Below are 19,404 nucleotides of genomic sequence, written 5' to 3' on the forward strand. Positions count from 1 at the left end.
GGGGCCGCCGCGGGCGATAGAGGGGCGTGAGACTGTTGCGCCCCGCAGGGGGAGACGAGGACGACTCGGCGCTGCTGCGCGCGGTCGCCCGGGGGGACGCCGAGGCGCTGGCGGTGCTGTACGACCGCCACGCGGGCTGGCTCCACGCGCGGCTCGCCCGGCGCTGCCCGGACGACGAGACGGTACGGGAGGTGCTCCAGGACACCTTCGTGACGGTGTGGCGCTCCGCGGGCTCGCACCGCGGGCGGGGTGAGGCGGGCGGCTGGCTCTGGGTGATCGCCGCGCGGCGGCTGGTCGACGCCCGCCGCGCCCAGGCCCGCGTCCCGCGCACGGACCCCGAGCCGGTGGCCCTCGCGCCCTCCGCGGAGGACCGGGTGCTGGCGGGGCTGGAGTACGGCGACGTCGGCGCCGCGCTCGACCGGATCTCGCCGGAGTTGCGGGAGGTCCTGCGGGCCACCGTGGTGGACGGACTGACGACGCGTGAGGCGGCCCGGCTGCTCGGAATACCCGAGGGCACGGTGAAGACCCGCGCCCTGCGGGCCCGGCGCGAACTGCGTGCCGCCCTCGGCACCACCCACCCCCTGGGAGGCACCGCATGACGACGCCCTGGCACGTGACCGAGGACCTGGCGAACCGTTACGCCCGGGGCTCGGCCCCCGAGCCGGACGCCTGGTCCGTGGAGAAGCACGTCGAGACGTGCGGCGCGTGCGCCGTGCGCGTCTCGGACGCGGTCCGCGCGGGGGCGGCGGGCCCGGCCCTGGCGGACCTCCGCGCGGCGCTGCTGGACGAGGTCCGGAGTGAGGCCGCCACGACACCCGCCCGCGCGGGCCGTCTCCGGGCCCGGATCCGGGCCGCCGGCGGCGGCGGCGGTTCGAACGCTCCGGACCGACGGGACGAGCCCGCCGGCGCCCTGGTGGAGAGGGCCGCCCGGCGCTCGGCCGAAGGTCCGGGGCGAGCGGCCCGCGGGGCCGCCCCCGCCGCCGGGGGCACCTCCGCCGCGGACTCGGCGGCCGCCGTCGTGCCGGGGCACGGCAGCCGTGCGTCCGCCGCCGGACCCGCCGGGCGGGTGCCCGGCCGTGCGGCGGCCCCGGGCGGCACGCCCACGCGAGCCGCCGCACCGGCCGACCGCGCCTCGCCGGAGCCCGCCGGCCGCACCTCGCGGCGGCCCGCCGGACCCCGGCCCCCCACCCGGCTCGCGCGCGTCGTCTGGGCCGCCGGGCCCGCGCTGCGCGGTGCATGGCTGGGGTCGCTGGTCGCCGTCGCCGTGGCCGCCCTCGGGCTGGCGTACGGCGCGGGCTTCCGGGACGTCCGGCCGCTGCTGCTCGCCGTCGCCCCGGTCCTCCCGCTCGCCGGGGTGGCCCTGTCGTACGGCCGGCACGCCGACCCGATGGACGAGATCGTCGCCGCCACGCCCTCCGGCGGGCTGCGCCTGCTGCTGACCCGGACGGCCGCCGTCCTCGGCGTGAGCGTGCCCCTGCTGACCGCCGCGGGGGCGCTGCTGCCGGCCGCGCCCGGGGTGCCCGGGGCGGCGGCCTGGCTGCTGCCGGGTCTGGCGCTGGCCCTCGCGACGCTCGCCCTCGGCTCGTTCGTGGGGTGCCGGGCCGCCGCCGCCACGCTCGGCGGCGGCTGGCTGCTCGCCGTCGCCGGGCCCGTACTCGGCCGCCCCGGGGCGACCGCCGAGCTGGCCCGGCTGCTCTCCGGCCCCGCCGTCCAGGGCGCCTGGGCCACCGCCGCCGTCGTCTGCGCCGGGCTGCTCGCCCTGCGGCGGCGCTCCTTCGACCACCTGGGGAACCTGTGATCCCGACCGTCTCGGTGACCGGGCTGACCGTCCGGCACCGCCGTACCGTCGCGCTCGACGCGCTGGACCTGACCCTGGGCCCCGGTGTGCACGGACTGCTGGGCCCCAACGGCGCCGGCAAGACCTCCCTCATCCGGGTCCTGGCGACCGTCGCCGCACCCTCCGCGGGCCGGCTGGAGCTGCTCGGCCTGGACGCCGGCGCCCATCGGACCCGCTCCGAGATCCGGCGCCGACTGGGCTACCTGCCGCAGGAGTTCGGCTATTACCCGGGCTTCACGGTCCGCGAGTTCGTCGCGTACGTCGCCTGGCTCAAGGAGATGCCCGCCGCGCGCGCCGCCGAGGCGGTGCGGCGGGCCGTCGAGCGGGTCGGGCTGGGCGACCGGACCGACGCGAAGCTGAAGACCCTGTCCGGCGGCATGGTCCGCCGCGTGGGCATCGCCCAGGCGATCGTGAACGAGCCGGAACTGCTGCTGCTCGACGAGCCGACGGCGGGCCTCGACCCCGAGCAACGGGTCGAGTTCCGTTCGCTGCTGCGGGAGTTGGGCACCACGGCGACGGTCGTGGTGTCCACGCATCTGGTGGAGGACGTGGCGGCGGCCTGCTCGGAGGTCACCCTGATCGAGGCGGGCCGGGTCGCCTTCCGGGGCTCGACCGCCCGACTGTCGGCCCTGGGCGAGGAGACGGACGGTCCCGGGGACGGCACCCACGCGATCGAACGCGGCTACACGAACGCCCTGCGGACCCATCGGGCCGCCGTCCCGTCCGTCCCCGCGACGCGGGGCGGTGCCCGGTGAGCGCCCCGGCGGCCGCTCCTCCGCGCACTCCCCCGCCCGCGCCCGCCCCGCTCCCGACGGAACTGCGGCGCGGTCTCGGTCCCTGGCTCGGGCTCACCGTCGCCGCGCTGGTGCTGGCCGGGATGTACGGCAAGGGGCCCGGCTGGCAGGGGCGCTGGACCGACACGACCGACATGCTGCACGTCACCACGGGCCTGCTCGGCGGGCCGCTGGTCCTCGCCGCGGGCTGTGTGATCGGCGGCCGGGAGCGGCGGCGCGGCACCCTGGAGCTGCTCGGCTCGGTGCCGCGCGACCCGGTGCGCCGTGCCCTGGTGGCCGCGGCACCGGCCGCGGCGTGGCCCGCGGCCGGCCACCTGGTGGCGGCCCTGGTGTGCCTGGCCACGACATGGCCGTACGCCGGCGGAGCCGGGCGGCCGTTCCTGGAACTCGTCCTCGCCGACACGGTGGCGCTCGCCTCCCTCGGTGTCCTCGGCCATGTCGCCGGCCGGCTCGTGGGCGGGCGGCTGACCGCTCCGCTGCTGGCGGTGGTGGGTTACGTGGGGCTCGCCGTCGGTTCGTACACCGACTCCGGCGCGCGCTGGCTCGGTCCGGCGGCCGAGCACCGCTACTACTGGGACCAGCCGGTGGGGTGGTTCGCGCCCGCCTCGGCCGCCTGGACCGGTGGGCTGGCCCTGGCCGCACTGGTGGCCTGCGCGGCCCACCGCGGCCGGCCCCGGCTGTGGGCGCTCGTCCCGCTCGCGGTCGCGCTGGCCGCCGGGGCGGCGGTCCTGCGGCTGCCGGCCGACGGGCCGTGGCGTCCGGACCCGGCCGCCGCCCGGCTCGTCTGCGACGGCGGTTCGCCGCAGGTGTGCCTGCCGGCCGTCGACCGCGCCCTGCTGCCGCAGGTGTCCGCGGCGCTCGCACCGCTGAACGCCCGGCTCCACGGGCTGCCGGGCGCGCCCGTCCGCTGGCGGACCGGACCGGGTGAGCCGGGGCCCGGGGACAGGTCGCTGCCGGACCCGGCCGAGGAAGCCACCCGCGGCCGGCTGGACCACCCGGACCAGTACGTGAACGCGGTCGCCCAGTGGCTGATCTCGGAGACCTGCCGGCCCGGGGATCCGGTCGGGGGGCCCGGCACGGAGCAGGCCGCCCTGGTCCAGCTCGCCGTCCTCGAATGGCTGGCGCCGGCACCGGACGGGTACGGCGTCGACAGCGCCCCGGCGCGGCCGTTGGTCGACCGGCTGAAGGCGAAGTCGCCCGAGGAGCAGCGCAGGTATCTCGCGCGGTTCCTGGCGGCCGACCGCTGCGATCCGGCGGAGGTGCCGTTGCCGTGACCGGACGGATCCTGAACGGTCCGGTGCTGTACGCCCGTTCGCGAGGAGTCGTGGGAGCGGCGGCGACGCTCGTCGGCACGGCGGCGGTCGCGGCCTGGGTGGCCGCCTGGCTCCGGACCCGGGCCGGCCTGGACCCCGCGGCCGGGGCGTCGCTGGCGGCGCTGGCCCCCTTGCTGGCGGCGGGTGCCGTCGGCACGAGCCTGCACGGGTGGAGCGAGGACCTGGACCGTACGGCGGTACGGCCCTGGTGGCCGCGGCGGGCCGCCCACCTCGCTCTGCTCACGGCGCCGGCGGTGGCACTGCTCGCGCTCGCCGTCCTCCCCGGATACGCGGAGGGTTTCGGCGTCGCGGCGATGGTGCGCAACACGCTGGGCTCGGTGGGGGTGACGGCCGCGGCGGCCGTGCTGGTCGGGGCGCGGCTGAGCTGGCTGCCGATGACGGCGTACGTCGGCGCGTGCCGGCTGGCGGGGACGGACGGCGGAGCGGGCCTGTGGTTCTGGCCGGTGCTGCCGGAGACCCGGCCGGGGGCGTGGCCGGTGGCCGTCGCGCTCTTCGCCGTGGGGTCCGCGGTGTACGTGGCGCGGGGCGCCCGGCGCTCCGGACGGTGACCGCGCCCGGGGACGTTCTGCCTCGGTCGCGGACTCGGTCGTGTCCTCGGCGCGCCGCGAACTGAACCGGATCGAGTGGTACGTGACGCACGGGGCGCCGCGTCCGTGACGTCGCCGCCCCGCCCCTGACCACGGCGCCGGGCCCGCCACGTACGGCTCCCGCGCCCCTCGGGGCCGTTCCGCGCCACCGCCCGGCACCACGGGCGCCCGGAAAGGTGGTTGTCCGGCCGTCCCCGCCCGGCGAGGATGGCCGCACGTCGTCCCGCCGAGCCGAGACCGGAGTGAGCGCCACCATGCCGACCCCCGTCACACTCGACCGCCGCGAAGGCCCCTACGGGGAGGTGGTCCTGCGCCGGCGCGACGACCACTTCGAGATCATCGCCAACGGCACGTTCCTGATGGACACCTCCGACGGCCGCTCCGAGCGGCTGCTGATCGACGCCGCGATGGACGCCCTCGGCGGGCGCCACGGGGCCTCCGTGCTGATCGGCGGTCTCGGCGTCGGTTTCTCCCTCGCGCACGCGGCCGCCGACCCGCGCTGGGGCCGGATCGTGGTGGTCGAGCGGGAGCAGGCCATCATCGACTGGCACCGTGAGGGCCCGCTGGCCGCCCTGTCCGGCGAGGCGCTGGGCGATCCGCGCAGCGTGATCCTGCACACGGATCTCGTGGAGTACCTCCGGACCTCCCCCGACACCTACGACGCGCTCTGTCTGGACATCGACAACGGACCGGACTGGACCGTCACCGAGGACAACGAACACCTGTACTCCGCCTCGGGGTTGGCGGCCTGCGCGGCCCGTCTGAACCCCGGTGGAATCCTCGCCGTGTGGTCCGCGCGACCGTCGGCCGATTTCGAGGAGTCCTTGCGGAATGCCGGATTCAACGGGGTACGGACGGAAGAGATCCCCGTTGCCCGGGGCGTCCCGGACGTGGTGCACCTCGCCGTACGTCCTGCGTAGCCGGGATGCTCCCGCTGCCTCTAGGCTGCTGGCCGACCATCAGCGAGCGAGGCGGGGCAATGGAGCAGACACACACCACTCAACACGGTGCGGCGGCCACTCCGGGCGCTCAGCGGCGGGTACTGGTCGTCGAGGACGACACGACGATCGTCGAGGCGATCTCCGCCCGGCTGCGGGCGGAGGGCTTCCTCGTGCAGACGGCGACCGACGGCCCGGCCGCGGTCGACGCGGCCGAGGCATGGCAGCCGGACCTGATGCTGCTCGACGTGATGCTGCCGGGCTTCGACGGCCTGGAGGTCTGCCGCCGGGTCCAGGCCCAGCGGCCGGTGCCGGTGCTGATGCTCACGGCACGTGACGACGAGACGGACATGCTGGTCGGCCTCGGCGTCGGCGCCGACGACTACATGACGAAGCCGTTCTCCATGCGCGAGCTCGCGGCGCGGGTCCACGTCCTGCTGCGCAGGGTGGAGCGGGCCGCGCTGGCGGCCGTCACCCCGCGGAGCGGGATCCTGCGCCTGGGCGAGCTGGAGATCGACCACGCGCAGCGCCGGGTCCGGGTCCGGGGCGAGGACGTGCACCTGACCCCGACCGAGTTCGACCTGCTGGTCTGCCTGGCGAACACCCCGCGCGCGGTCCTCTCCCGCGAGCAGCTGCTCGCCGAGGTGTGGGACTGGGCGGACGCCTCCGGCACCCGGACCGTGGACAGCCACATCAAGGCGCTGCGCCGGAAGATCGGGGCCGAGCGCATCCGCACCGTGCACGGCGTCGGCTACGCGCTGGAGACCCCCGCGCCATGAGCCGGCGGGGGCCGCGCACCGGGCGCGGGGGCGCGGACGGGACCGAACGGTCCGGCGGCCGGCGGATCACGATCTCGATCATGACGAAGCTGGGCGCCCTGGTCGTCGGGGCCGTCCTGCTGACCACGGGCCTCGCGCTGGTGGCGATCCGGACCTCCACGGAGTTCCGCTACATCACGATCTTCGCGATGATCGCGACCCTGCTGATCACCCAGTTCGTGGCCCAGTCGCTGACGGCGCCCCTGGACGAGATGAACACGGTGGCGGGGTCGATCTCCCGCGGCGACTTCAGCCGGCGGGTGCGCGGCGCGGACCGCCGCGACGAGCTGGGCGACCTCGCCTCGACGATCAACCGCATGGCGGACGACCTGGAGGCCGCGGAACGGCACCGCAAGGAGCTGGTCGCCAACGTCTCGCACGAGCTGCGCACCCCCATCGCCGCGCTCCGGGCCGTCCTGGAGAACGTCGTGGACGGCGTCTCCGAGGCCGACCCCGAGACCATGCGGACGGCTCTGAAGCAGACCGAGCGGCTCGGCAGGCTCGTGGAGACGCTGCTGGACCTGTCACGTCTCGACAACGGTGTCGTCTCGCTGAAGGTACGACGCCTGGAGGTCTGGCCGTACCTGTCCGGAGTGCTCCGGGAGGCCAACCTGGCGGCGTCGCAGCGCGGCCTGTCCTCCAGCTCCGGCCTGCACAACCGCACGGACGTCCATCTGCACCTCGACGTGTCCCCGCCCGAGCTGACCGCGCACGCGGACGCGGAGCGGCTGCACCAGGTGGTGGCGAACCTGATCGACAACGCGGTGAAGCACTCGCCGCCGCACGGCCGGGTGACCGTGCACGCCCGGCGCGGGCCCTGGCCGGACTCCCTGGAGCTGGAGGTCGAGGACGAGGGTCCCGGCATCCCCGAGGCGCTGCGGCACACCGTCTTCGAGCGGTTCAACCGGGGATCGGCGGGGGGCCAGCCGGTCCCGGGCAGCGACGGCGGCACCGGGCTCGGCCTGGCGATCGCCCGCTGGGCGGTGGATCTGCACGGCGGAACCATCGGAGTGGCCGAATCGTCACGCGGCTGCCGCATCCAGATCACTCTTCCGGGCAGCGTCCCGGTGCGGGATTGACGTAGGGTTCGAACCGGAAGCACACGTTCTGCGTGTACCTGTACAGGACACGGCCAGGACGTGATCAGGGATGCGGGCCAAACAGGGCCGCAGCCGCCACCTCGCGTACCCGCGAGAGGGCAGAACCACGCTTGTTTCCCGCCAATCCATGCCCCGAAACACCCCGTCAAGTGTGACTTGCGCGACGTTGGAGTGCCCGGCCTGCACCTCTCGGCCAGGGAGGCGTAGCCTTTATTTCCGCTGTCCATCACCTTGTGAAGCGGAAGAGGGCGGTTACCGCCGTGTCGTCTCAGTCCCCCAGTAACTCGAGCATCTCCACCGACCAAGACGGGCGGGGTCAGAACCCCGCGACCGCCTTCGGCGCCAATGAGTGGCTCGTCGACGAGATCTACCAGCAGTACCTCCAGGACCCGAATTCGGTCGATCGTGCCTGGTGGGACTTCTTCGCCGACTACAAGCCCGGCTCCTCGGACACTCCCGCCGCCGCGGGGGCGGCCGGAGCCGCGCCGACCCCCACGACCACTCCGAGCGCGCCCGCCGCTCCGCAGGCGGGCACCGCACAGGCCGCGCCTGCCGCGGCCCCCGCGCAGCCCGCCGCCGCCGCTCCGGCGCCGGTGAAGGCCGCTCCGGCCCCGGCGCCCGCCAAGGCCGCGGCGCCTGCCGCGCCCGCCGCCAAGGCCCAGGCCGCCCCGGCCGCCGAGGCGCCCGCCGGTCCCGAGCTGATCACGCTGCGCGGCCCCGCCGCCGCCGTCGCGAAGAACATGAACGCCTCGCTGGAAGTGCCGACGGCCACGTCCGTCCGCGCCGTCCCGGTGAAGCTGCTCTTCGACAACCGCATCGTGATCAACAACCACCTGAAGCGCGCCCGGGGCGGGAAGATCTCCTTCACGCACCTGATCGGCTACGCGATGGTGCAGGCGATCAAGGCCATGCCGTCGATGAACCACTCCTTCGCGGAGAAGGACGGCAAGCCGACCCTGGTCAAGCCGGAGCACGTGAACTTCGGGCTCGCGATCGACCTGGTGAAGCCGAACGGCGACCGCCAGCTCGTCGTGGCGGGCATCAAGAAGGCCGAGACCCTGAACTTCTTCGAGTTCTGGCAGGCCTACGAGGACATCGTCAAGCGCGCCCGCGTGGGCAAGCTCACGATGGAGGACTTCACCGGCGTCACGGTCTCGCTGACCAACCCCGGCGGACTCGGCACCGTCCACTCCGTGCCGCGTCTGATGCCCGGACAGTCCGTGATCATGGGCGTCGGCTCGATGGACTACCCGGCCGAGTTCCAGGGCACCTCCCAGGACACCCTGAACAAGCTGGGCATCTCGAAGGTCATGACCCTGACCTCGACGTACGACCACCGCGTCATCCAGGGCGCCGCCTCCGGCGAGTTCCTGCGCATCGTCGCGAACCTCCTCCTCGGCGAGGACGGCTTCTACGACGAGATCTTCAAGGCCCTGCGCATCCCCTACGAGCCGGTCCGCTGGCTCAAGGACATCGACGCCTCGCACGACGACGACGTCACCAAGGCCGCCCGCGTCTTCGAGCTGATCCACTCCTACCGGGTCCGCGGCCACGTCATGGCCGACACCGACCCGCTGGAGTACCGCCAGCGCAAGCACCCCGACCTGGACATCACCGAGCACGGCCTCACCCTGTGGGACCTGGAGCGCGAGTTCGCCGTCGGCGGCTTCGCCGGCAAGTCGATGATGAAGCTGCGCGACATCCTCGGCGTCCTGCGCGACTCGTACTGCCGCACCACCGGCGTCGAGTTCATGCACATCCAGGACCCGAAGCAGCGCAAGTGGATCCAGGACCGCGTCGAGCGCTCGCACTCCAAGCCGGAGCGCGAGGAGCAGCTGCGGATCCTGCGCCGCCTGAACGCGGCCGAGGCCTTCGAGACCTTCCTGCAGACCAAGTACGTCGGCCAGAAGCGCTTCTCGCTGGAGGGCGGCGAGTCCGTCATCCCGCTGCTCGACGCGGTCATCGACTCCGCCGCCGAGTCCCGCCTGGACGAGGTCGTCATCGGCATGGCCCACCGCGGCCGCCTGAACGTCCTCGCCAACATCGTCGGCAAGTCGTACGCGCAGATCTTCCGCGAGTTCGAGGGCAACCTCGACCCGAAGTCGATGCACGGCTCCGGCGACGTCAAGTACCACCTGGGCGCCTCGGGCACCTTCACCGGCCTGGACGGCGAGCAGATCAAGGTCTCGCTCACCGCCAACCCCTCGCACCTGGAGGCGGTCGACCCGGTCCTGGAAGGTGTCGTCCGCGCCAAGCAGGACGTCATCAACAAGGGCGGCACGGACTTCACCGTCCTGCCCGTCGCCCTGCACGGTGACGCGGCCTTCGCCGGCCAGGGTGTCGTCGCCGAGACGCTGAACATGTCGCAGCTGCGCGGCTACCGCACCGGCGGCACGGTCCACATCGTCATCAACAACCAGGTCGGCTTCACCGCCGCCCCGGAGTCCTCGCGTTCCTCGATGTACGCGACCGACGTGGCCCGCATGATCGAGGCGCCGATCTTCCACGTGAACGGCGACGACCCGGAGGCCGTGGTCCGCGTCGCGCGGCTCGCCTTCGAGTTCCGCCAGACGTTCAACAAGGACGTCGTGATCGACCTCATCTGCTACCGCCGCCGCGGTCACAACGAGGGCGACAACCCGCAGTTCACCAACCCGCAGATGTACAACCTGATCGACAAGAAGCGTTCGGTGCGCAAGCTGTACACCGAGTCGCTGATCGGTCGCGGCGACATCACCCTCGAAGAGGCGGAGCAGGCGCTCCAGGACTTCCAGGGCCAGCTGGAGAAGGTCTTCGCGGAGGTCCGCGAGGCCACCTCCGCCCCGGCCCCGGCGCACGTCCCGGACCCGCAGCCCGAGTTCCCGGTCGCGGTGACCACCGCGGTCTCCCAGGAGGTCGTGAAGCGGATCGCCGAGTCGCAGGTCAACATCCCGGAGCGGATCACGGTCCACCCGCGCCTGATGCCGCAGATGCAGCGTCGCGCGGCCTCCATCGACGACGGCACCATCGACTGGGGCTTCGGCGAGACGCTCGCCATCGGCTCCCTGCTGATGGAGGGCACCCCCGTCCGGCTGTCCGGCCAGGACTCGCGCCGCGGCACCTTCGGCCAGCGTCACGCGGTCCTGGTGGACCAGGAGACCGGCGAGGACTACACCCCGCTGCTCTACCTCACCGAGGACCAGGCCCACTACAACGTCTACGACTCGCTGCTCAGCGAGTACGCGGCGATGGGCTTCGAGTACGGCTACTCGCTGGCCCGCCCGGACTCCCTCGTGGTCTGGGAGGCCCAGTTCGGTGACTTCGTCAACGGCGCGCAGACCGTCGTGGACGAGTTCATCTCCTCGGCCGAGCAGAAGTGGGGCCAGACCTCCGGCGTCACGCTGCTCCTGCCGCACGGCTACGAAGGCCAGGGCCCGGACCACTCGTCCGCCCGCCCGGAGCGCTTCCTGCAGATGTGCGCCCAGGACAACATGACGGTCGCCATGCCGACGCTGCCGTCGAACTACTTCCACCTCCTGCGCTGGCAGGTGCACAACCCGCACCACAAGCCGCTCATCGTCTTCACCCCGAAGTCGATGCTGCGCCTGAAGGCCGCGGCCTCGAAGGTGGAGGAGTTCACCACCGGCGGCTTCCGTCCGGTGATCGGCGACGACACGGTGAACGCGGCCGACGTCCGCAAGGTCGTCTTCTGCTCCGGCAAGGTCTACTACGACCTGGAGGCCGAGCGTCAGAAGCGCGGCGTCACGGACACGGCGATCATCCGGCTGGAGCGCCTGTACCCGCTGCCGGGTGCCGAGCTCCAAGCCGAGATCGCCAAGTACCCGAACGCCGAGAAGTACCTGTGGGCGCAGGAGGAGCCGGCGAACCAGGGTGCCTGGCCGTTCATCGCCCTCAACCTGATCGACCACCTGGACCTGGCGGTCGGCGCCGACATCCCGCACGGCGAGCGCCTGCGCCGGATCTCGCGTCCGCACTCCTCGTCCCCGGCGGTCGGTTCGGCCAAGCGTCACCAGGCCGAGCAGCAGCAGCTGGTCAACGAGGTCTTCGAGGCCTGATCGACGGCATCCGCACGAACGGAGGCCCGGCACCCCGCGAGGGGTGCCGGGCCTCCGGCGTTCCGCGGTGACCTCAGCCGAGGTTGGCCTCGAAGTCCCAGTAGGGACGGTTGCGCTGGCGTGCGGAGAGGGTGTGCGGGTGCTGCGCGCCCAGGGTCCGGGTCAGGGTGAGGAGCGCGTCCTCCTCGATCTTGCCCGCCTCCTCGACCTCGCGCAGACCGCGGAGGTCGGTGGCGAGGGCGACCTGGCAGGAGAGGGTCAGGGGGTGTTCGTTCCCCAGGGCGTGCCGGGCCCGCCGGAGGGTGTCCCGGCTGAGTTCGGCGGCGTCGGACACCCGGCCGTTGAAGTTCCGGGCGGCGGTGGCGTTGAGGGCGCAGCCCAGGACCCAGGGGTGGTCCGGTCCCAGGGAGGCGGTCAGTCCGGCGAGCGCACCCTCCAGCATGGCCATGGCGTCGGCACGTTCGCCGGAGGCCTGCATGACGAGGGCGACGTTGGCGAGCACGCCGGCGGCGACGGGGTGGGCCGGGCCGAGGAGCGCGCGGTAGCCCGCCTCGGCCTCGGTGCTGAGCTCGCGCGCGTGGGCGAGGTCGCCGTGCTCCCGTGAGTAGTTGGCGTAGTTGTTGATGGCGGACAGGGTCACGTAGTGACCGCGGCCGTGCACCTGCTCCAGCTGTTCGAGCAGGCTCGCCATGGTGGCGCCGAGGTCCTGCTGGAAGCCGCCCTCGCGACGGCGGCACAGGGCCAGCTGCGAGCGTGCGTAGAGGGTCTGGAGGTGCTGGGTGCCGAGGACCTGGACGTGGACCCGGACGTTGGCCTCCTGGCGCGCCAGGGCCTCGCGGTAGTGGCCGAGCAGGCGGAGGTCCTGGGCGACGGCGTTGCTGGAGTTGAGGCTGTGGGCGTGGCGGGCGCGCAGCAGGCGCTCGCTGCGGTCCAGCGACTCGACGTCGCTGTCGTACGCCTCCTGGTAGCGGCCGAGCATCCGCAGCACGACGCCCAGGTTGTGGCGGGCGACGAGGGTGAGGAACTCGGTGTCGCCGAGGAGCCGTTGCGACTCGGTGAGGCACTCGCGCTGGATGCGTTCCGACTCCCGGTACTGCCCGAGGAAGCGCAGGTCGCTGGCGATGTTGACGGCGGAGCGCAGGGAGCCCAGCGCGTTGCGGTCGGTGGCCGCGTCGAGCTTCTCGCGCAGCGCCAGGTCGAGTTCGTAGGCGCTCCGGAAGCGGCCGAAGGAGCGCAGGATGTTGCCCTCCTGCGTGGTGAGGTCCAGCATGGCCGGGTCGAGCGGGTCCATGAACGTGGACCAGCTCTCCCTGATCTTCTCGGCGAGGCGGACGCCGGCCCGGAACTCGGCGCTGCGGAAGCAGTAGTGCAGGCAGTTGAGCACGGCCGTCTGGACGCGCGGGTTCCGGCTGCTGAGCGCCCCGGAGGGTTCCAGGTGCGGCAGGAGTTCGGCGTACCGGGGCCACTGCCGGCTGTCCATGGGGTTGCCGGGGTCCGCCTCGGCGAGCAGGGCGCGGACGGCCTGGCGGTGGGAGTCGCGGTGCTCGCCGTCGGTGAGCCGGGCCACGATGTCGTGGACGAGCCGGTGCATGTGCACGGACTCCTGGTGCGGTCCCACGTCGACGCTGCTGGCGGGGCCGCGGGACTCCCGGGTGAGCACGGAGTAGTTGACCAGCGTGTCCAGGGCCCGCGTCCAGGCGGGCAGGTCGGCGGCCATCCACCGCAGGTCCTCGGGCAGTTCGGCCTGCGGGTACGCCCGGACGATGCCGAGCGGGATTCGGCCGGGGGCGAAGGAGGCGCACAGGCTGAGGACGTCGATGGCCTGCGGCTGGGAGCGTCGGAGCCGGTTGATCAGTATCGACCAGGAGGTCAGGGAGGCGTTGGGGAAGCCGTCACCGGCCGAGGGCTCGTCCACGGTGGACAGGCGTCCGTCGCGGACCATGCGCAGGTACTCGGGCACCTCCATGCCGGACTCGCCGAGCCAGGAGGCGGCCTGGACCAGCGGCAGCGGGACGTCGCCGAACTCGGCGGCGACCTCGTCGGCCTGGGGCGCGGTGATGTGCGGGGCCCGGCGCATCAGGTAGGCGGTGGACTCGGCGCGGTCGAAGCTGGGGACCTCGACGACGTCGGTGTAGTCGCCCCAGCCGCGGTTGCGGGAGGTGATCAGCACGTGTCCGGGGCCGTGCGGCAGCATCACCTGGGCGCCGTCGGTGTCGTCCCAGCCGTCGAAGATGACGAGCCAGCGGGAGTGCGGGTCGCCCCGGCGCAGTGCCTCGCGGACGGCCCGGATGCGTTCGCCGGGCTCGTTGCCGCTGGGCAGGCTCAGTTCGGCGGCGAGTTCGCCGAACCGGTCGCGCTGGACGTTGCGGTCGTCGGAGTTGACCCACCAGATCACGTCGTAGTCGGGGCTGAAGCGGTGCGCGTACTCGGCGGCGATCTGGGTCTTGCCGATGCCGGACATGCCGAGCAGGGTGCAGGCGGCGTTGCCGCGTTCGGCGTCCATGAGCCGTTCCTGGAGGACGGTCAGGAGGTCGTCGCGGCCGGTGAAGCGGGGGTTGCGGCGGGGGACCTCGCCCCAGACCTCGGGCGGGGTGTCGGGGTAGCGGAGCAGCGCGCCGGGGGGCAGCCGGCGTGCCGCCGAGCGGCGGGGTTCGATGCCGAGCCGGCTGAAGAGCCGTGCTTCGGCCTCCTCCTCGCCGACGCCCCAGAGGCTGACCGGTTCGAGGACGGCGGTGGCCGGGAGCAGCGGCCGGTTGGTGAGGTTGACGGCCGCGAAGCGGTCGGCGTGGGCGGCGACGAAGCCGCGCAGCACGTCGTTCCACTCACCGGCCGGGCGCGGTCCCAGCTCGAAGAACCAGTCGTTGAGGACGAGGAGCACCTGGCCGCGGGCGAGCAGCAGGTCGTCGAGCGAGTCCTCCAGGGCCACCTCGCGCGGCGGGTCCCAGCGCTGGAGCGTGGCGCGTACGCCCTGCGCTTCGAGCCGCTGGTTGATCCAGGCCGCCCACGGCCGGTGGTAGCCGGGAAAGACCACGAGGACGTGGTCGGGTGCCGCCCTGCCGCCGTGTTCCACCGCTCCCCCGCCCGACCGCTGTTCCGCCATCTGTCACGTCTCCCGTCCCACTCGCGCGCAACGCAGTGTAATACAGGCTATACGCAGTGTGACTGCGCTCGATGAGGGGGCCGCCCGCCGAGGCTCGCGTGGTGCTCGGCCATGCCGATCGCGAACTCCCGCCCCTCCGTGGTCAGTTCATCGGATTGAACCAGGATCGCCAGCGCTTCGCCCACCTGATCGTGGATGTCGTCGAACTGCTGCCCGGCATGCCGGCGCCAGGACCCCGGGGCCCGCGGGGAGGCGGCGGCCCGCCGCCACAGGTCGGCCAGGGCCAGGTGCGCGTAGGCACCCTGGAACACCCCGGCGACCGGCCGCGGATCGGGGCGCCAGCCGACCCGGTGCAGGGCGGTCCGCCCGGACGCGTACAGCGGGACCAGTTCGTGCAGGGTGGCGAGCTTGCTGTGGTGGATCTCGTGCACGAGCGTCTCGGCCAGGTCCGGCGCGCCGGACGCCGGGGACGTCAGGACGGCGCCGGGTGCGGCGCTCATGGTGGCGCCGACGGACCGCGGGCCGGCCGGTTCGAGCGGCACGAGGGCGCGGACGGCCCGGCTGATCTCGGCCGCCCGGTCCGCGTCGACGCGCGCCAGCAGGTCCTGGGCCGCCCGCCAGTGCGCCGCCCAGCCGGGCCGGTCCGTCGCGGCGTGGTCGGTCGCGGTACGGACCGGGTCGCCGAAACCGCCGGGCGGCACCCGGTAGGGGTCCAGGTCGTCGAGTCGGGCGGTGGAGCCGGGCAGTACGGGCAGCCCGGCCCAGTCGGGGCCCCGGCCGACGAGGGTGCCGCCGCGGTGGTCGGTGAGGAGCAGGACGGTGGGGGCGGCGTACGGGGCGCTCTCGTCGTACAGCCGGACGACCCGGGAACGGGCCCGGATCCGGACGGGACCCGGGCCGCGCAGCCGCAGGCGCCCCACGCCCGGCAGCGAGAGCAGGCCGTCGGGCGCCTCGACGGCCAGGTCGAGCGGGCGGCCCGCCCGCAGCGCGGCGGTGACGGCCAGGCTCTCCAGGCGGCCGAGGTGGCGGTCGAGGGACGGACCGGTCCGCCCGGTGAGCGCGACGGCCAGCCACAGCCCGGTCGTCGGGTAGTCGAGGACGTCCCGGACGACCGCGGGACTGCGTCGCTCGACCTGTTCGAGCAGTCGCCAGGAGGTCTCGAACCGGCGGAACACGTCGGGGTCGACCGACTCGCGCTCGCCGCGGGCCCGGACCAGCAGGGCCTTGAGGAGGACCAGGCGGCGCGCGTGCAGGGCCGAGCGCAGCAGGGCGGCCCCGGCCGGCGCGGGCCGGGTCCGCGCCAGTGCGCCGAGCGCCGCGGCGGACGGCGGGACGGAGCTCATCCCCGCCTCCTCACGGCGGCGGCCGGAGGCCGTCGCCGAGATCTGACCGGAAACCGCCGGTCGGTGCGGGGCCGCCGATCAGTGGTGGGTGCCTCCCGCTCCCGCCCCCTCGGCCCAGAACTCGACGAGTTCGCCGCACCGGAGCAGCACGCGCTCGACGGCGGCTTCGAGCTCCGGATCCTCCGTGCGGCGCAAGGTCCGCAGGTCGACGGCCGTGAGATCGGGAAGGTGCGGAGATCCACCGGCATCCCGGTCGACACCGGACGCCCACTCCGTGTGCTGCAACACCCTCGGCTCCTCCTCACCGACCCTTGTCCCCCACGGTCGTAGCGGCGCAGCGGTTCTTCCCGACGCCAGGAAGTCAGAAACCCGTTCGACTCAACTGCGCCCATTCACGCCCCCCGTTGTCCGGCCGTTCCCCTGCCGCCTATCCGGTGGCCCCGCTCCAGGTCCACCACGGCGGCGTGATCCGGCGACGGGTGTCGCCGGAGAGCTGTGCCTGGTACGTCCCCTGCTGTGCCGTCACCTCCGCGAGCTGTGTCCGGGTCCGTTCCACGTCGTTCCAGTCCACCTCCACCAGCGCGGACACCAGCCGCTGCCACTGCTCGGCCGCGGCCCGCAGCACGGCCCCCGCCCGCGCCGTCCGGCCCATGAGCCGCAGGACCGCGCCCTGGGCGTGCAGCGCGCGGGCCCCGGTGACCGAACCGGGGGTGTCGCCGTGGGCGGACCGGGCGTCCTCCCAGGAGCGCTGGTACGCCGTGAGCGCGTCGCCGAGCACGCCGTCCCGCGCCACTTCGCTCAACTCCATTCTCACCCGCCCCAGTTGCAGCCACACCTCGGCGCGCAGCGCGGGGTCGCGGACCGTGCGCACGGCCTGTTCCAGGAGATGGCGGCTCTCGTAGAGGTCGGGCAGGAAGCCCGCCCGGTGGAAGCGCAGGGCCAGCACGCTGCCGATCAGGACCAGGGCCCTCGCCCGCTCGGGCGCGTCGGCGGGCAGACCGGTGAGCGCCTCGCGCAGCACGCCCTCGGCCCGGTCGACCGCCGGCGTGCCGCCGTCGGCCGCGGCGCGCCGCAGCAGCGACTCGCCCCAGGCCATCAGGAGCCGGCCGCGCTGCGCGCTGTCCGCGGGGGCCAGCAGCGCGGCCGCCTCGTACGCCGCGTCGGTGGCCGGCCCGTCGCCGGCGGTGTCCTGGAGCCGGGCCCGGGCCGTGGTCCAGCGCAGCCGCAGCGCGACCCGGTCGTCGAGCAGCGATCCGGCCCGGTCCAGCACGGGGGCGATCGCGTCCGGCTCGTGTCCGGCGAGACCCATGGCGTCGGCCAGGTCGAGCAGCGCGGGGCCGGTCTCCCGCAACGCGACGGCCGCGGTCAGCGCGGTGACCGCGCCGGGGCCGTCGCCGCGCGCCAGCAGCAGCCGCCCGCGGCGCAGGTGCAGGGTGTGGTGGTGGCTCTCGGGCCAGTCGCGCGGGTCCGCCGCGAGCGCCGCGAGCGCGGCGTCCAGGTGCGCGGTGTCGTCGGTGTCGCGCCACAGGGCGTGCCGGACGACGGCGAGTTCGAGCCGGGCCTGCGCCCCTTCCTCCTCGTCGGTCCCGGCCAGCCCCGCGGCTCCCTCCAGTACGGTCACGGCCCGCCGCAGCAGTGCGCCGCGCCGCTCGGTGCCGCGTACCGCGGCTGTCCCGGCCTGCGCGTACAGCACCTTCCCGAGCACGATCCGGGCGGGGAGGTCGTCCTCCGCGAGGGCCGCCTCGGCGCGCTCGCGGGCGGCGGCCAGCAGCGAGGGGTCGGACTGGGTGCGCCACTGGTCGAGCAGCCGGCGGGCCTCGGCCAGCGGCTCGGGGGTGACCAGGTCGGGATGGTAGAAGCGGAGCACCCGCGCGGGGATGCGCGCGAAGAGCTCCGGCTCGGGGCCGACCGGCCCCGTCGGCTCGTCCGTCTCCTCGGTCGGCGCGGCCGTGTCCTCGTCGGCGGCCTGCCCGGCCAGCCGGGCGGCGGCCAGGGCCGGGAAGTTCCGCATGCCCTGACCGAAGTTGCGCTCGACGTACTCGGAGCAGTGCTTGAGGACGAGGGCGGCGGCGCTGCGGTCCAGGGATCCGAGCAGCTGCTGCTGCACACCCGGCGGGTAGCTGTAGCAGGGGTACGGGGTGGGCCCGGGCAGCTGCCGCAGCAGGCCGCTCAGCAGGACCTCCGCGAGCTCCATGGGGCCGGTGTCGGGGAGCATCGCACGCTGGACGAGCTGCATGACGGGAAGGGTCAGGGGGGCGGCGGCGAGATGGACGGCGAGTCGCAGGGCGCCCGGTGAGGCGCCGGCGCGGAAGACGCGCAGCAGGTCGTCCTCGCGGGGGGCGCGGGCGGGGGCGTCCGCGGCGGCGGCGTCCCCCGTCCGGACGGCGTCGGGACCGATCCGGGCGGCCCAGCCCCGTACGGCTCCGGTGCCCTGGCCGCCGAACAGCCGCGCCCAGGAGGCGAACGCCTCGGGGGTCGGCGTCAGGACGGGCACCGCGCGGGTGTCCTCCGCGACGGGCTCCCAGGGCTCCTCGTCGGGCTGGAAGAGGGTGTGTCCGCCGGGACCCGAGGGGCGTAACAGGGTGCCGGGTTCCACGGTCAGGGCGGTACGCGGCCACAGCCGCGGAGGCAGCGGCTGGACGAGGGCGAGCGGCGAGCTGCGGGGCCACTGGTGGATGAGCCGCTGCGCAGCGCCGCGCCGCCAGAGCGGGCCGACGCAGTCGCTGACAATCAGGGTGAGGCGGCGGCCGGTGGGGTCGTGGAGCTGGTCGCCGGGGCGCAGGCGGGGCCGTCCGTCGGGTCCGGAGGTCGTGGTGACGCGCGGCGGCCCCTCGCCCGTGTCGTACAGCCGGTGCACCTGGACGTCCCGGAAGGCGCCGGACTGCTGGCAGGCCTGGCGCAGTTCCTCGACCATCCGGGTCCAGACGACCATGGCGGGGCCGGTGTCCATGAGGAGCTGGATGTCGGGTCGGCGGCCGGCGGCGGGACGCAGGACGGGCGTGAGGATGCCGGCGGCGGCGCTGCGCTCGGCGGTCGCCTCCTCGTCGAGGACGCCCTCGCCGGGCCGCACGGGGAACAGCGCGTAGTGCCGGAGCGGGCGCAGCGCCTTCTGCAGCCCGAGGAGGCCGGGCAGGGCGTTGGCGCCGGGTGCGCGGACGGGCAGGGCGGCGCGTCCGCCCGTGCCGCCGCCGGTGGGGCGGGCGCCGCCGCGGGGCATGTGGAGACCGACGGTGTCCGGGCCCGGCCCGGAGAGCCGGGGGGCGGACTCGCCGTCCCGGTCCGGTCCCTCCAGGTCGGGGACGGCCGGTTCTCGTCCCTCCCCCGGTGGTTCGGGCACGGCGGGGTCCACCGGCGGACCCGTGGCCGGGTCCGGCGCGGCGGCGCCCGGCAGCCACTGGGCGAGCCAGACGACGTCGGCCAGCTCCTCGGCGGTGGGGTGCTGGCCGCCGGCCCGGAGTCTGCGCGTGAGTTCTTCCAGATGCATCCGGTGCATCCGGC

At 74.4% G+C, this 19,404-nt stretch carries 13 protein-coding genes; 9 read left to right on the forward strand and 4 right to left on the reverse strand.

Annotated features, from left to right (window positions below):
* The first annotated feature begins 26 nt into the window (after window positions 1-26).
* The 9 genes from ACGFZF_RS26475 to ACGFZF_RS26515 all read left to right on the forward strand — a co-directional run bounded on the left by ACGFZF_RS26475 (window position 27) and on the right by ACGFZF_RS26515 (window position 11,463).
* Window positions 27-599 (forward strand): RNA polymerase sigma factor, encoded by a 573-nt coding sequence (locus ACGFZF_RS26475; protein ID WP_393558021.1) that lies wholly within the window; start codon window positions 27-29, stop codon window positions 597-599.
* Window positions 596-1,798, forward strand: a complete 1,203-nt coding sequence (locus ACGFZF_RS26480; RefSeq protein WP_393558023.1) for a zf-HC2 domain-containing protein — start codon at window positions 596-598, stop codon at window positions 1,796-1,798. The genes ACGFZF_RS26475 and ACGFZF_RS26480 overlap by 4 nt, the downstream gene beginning before the upstream one ends.
* The gene (locus tag ACGFZF_RS26485; RefSeq protein ID WP_393558025.1) at window positions 1,795-2,592 is read left to right on the forward strand and encodes an ABC transporter ATP-binding protein; all 798 of its coding nucleotides are present in this window, start codon (window positions 1,795-1,797) and stop codon (window positions 2,590-2,592) included. Before ACGFZF_RS26480 ends, ACGFZF_RS26485 begins: the two co-directional genes overlap by 4 nt.
* Entirely contained in the window at window positions 2,589-3,905 is a 1,317-nt protein-coding gene (locus ACGFZF_RS26490) for a hypothetical protein (RefSeq protein WP_393558027.1), read from the forward strand. Before ACGFZF_RS26485 ends, ACGFZF_RS26490 begins: the two co-directional genes overlap by 4 nt.
* Window positions 3,902-4,513 carry a hypothetical protein gene (locus ACGFZF_RS26495; protein WP_393558029.1) on the forward strand — a complete coding sequence of 204 codons (612 nt, stop codon included), beginning with the start codon at window positions 3,902-3,904 and terminating at the stop codon, window positions 4,511-4,513. The genes ACGFZF_RS26490 and ACGFZF_RS26495 overlap by 4 nt, the downstream gene beginning before the upstream one ends.
* Window positions 4,514-4,806: 293 nt before the next feature.
* On the forward strand, window positions 4,807-5,472 hold the full coding sequence (locus ACGFZF_RS26500) for a spermidine synthase (RefSeq protein WP_393558031.1): 666 nt from the start codon (window positions 4,807-4,809) through the stop codon (window positions 5,470-5,472).
* Window positions 5,473-5,531: 59 nt separating this feature from the next.
* Complete coding sequence (locus ACGFZF_RS26505) at window positions 5,532-6,269, forward strand: response regulator transcription factor (RefSeq protein ID WP_147981198.1); 738 nt, start codon at window positions 5,532-5,534, stop codon at window positions 6,267-6,269.
* Between the two features lie 80 nt (window positions 6,270-6,349).
* Window positions 6,350-7,387 carry an ATP-binding protein gene (locus ACGFZF_RS26510; RefSeq protein WP_393558034.1) on the forward strand — a complete coding sequence of 346 codons (1,038 nt, stop codon included), beginning with the start codon at window positions 6,350-6,352 and terminating at the stop codon, window positions 7,385-7,387.
* A 281-nt stretch (window positions 7,388-7,668) separates the two neighbouring features.
* Complete coding sequence (locus ACGFZF_RS26515) at window positions 7,669-11,463, forward strand: multifunctional oxoglutarate decarboxylase/oxoglutarate dehydrogenase thiamine pyrophosphate-binding subunit/dihydrolipoyllysine-residue succinyltransferase subunit (RefSeq protein WP_393558036.1); 3,795 nt, start codon at window positions 7,669-7,671, stop codon at window positions 11,461-11,463.
* 73 nt (window positions 11,464-11,536) lie between these two features.
* On the opposite strand, the gene fxsT is transcribed toward ACGFZF_RS26515, so the two are convergent.
* The 4 genes from fxsT to ACGFZF_RS26535 form a co-directional block, all read right to left on the reverse strand.
* Window positions 11,537-14,563, reverse strand: a complete 3,027-nt coding sequence (fxsT, locus tag ACGFZF_RS26520) for an FxSxx-COOH system tetratricopeptide repeat protein (protein WP_393558038.1) — start codon at window positions 14,561-14,563, stop codon at window positions 11,537-11,539.
* 47 nt (window positions 14,564-14,610) lie between these two features.
* A complete protein-coding gene (locus ACGFZF_RS26525; protein ID WP_393558040.1) occupies window positions 14,611-15,906 on the reverse strand; it encodes an HEXXH motif domain-containing protein in 1,296 nt (431 codons plus the stop codon).
* Window positions 15,907-15,984: 78 nt separating this feature from the next.
* Window positions 15,985-16,194 carry a hypothetical protein gene (locus ACGFZF_RS26530; RefSeq protein ID WP_393558042.1) on the reverse strand — a complete coding sequence of 70 codons (210 nt, stop codon included), beginning with the start codon at window positions 16,192-16,194 and terminating at the stop codon, window positions 15,985-15,987.
* A gap of 139 nt (window positions 16,195-16,333) precedes the next feature.
* A complete protein-coding gene (locus ACGFZF_RS26535; protein WP_393558044.1) occupies window positions 16,334-19,399 on the reverse strand; it encodes an SAV_2336 N-terminal domain-related protein in 3,066 nt (1,021 codons plus the stop codon).
* Between the last annotated feature and the right edge of the window lie 5 nt (window positions 19,400-19,404).

Origin of the sequence: Streptomyces sp. NPDC048338 (assembly GCF_043201055.1) — a bacterium.
Taxonomy (GTDB): domain Bacteria; phylum Actinomycetota; class Actinomycetes; order Streptomycetales; family Streptomycetaceae; genus Streptomyces.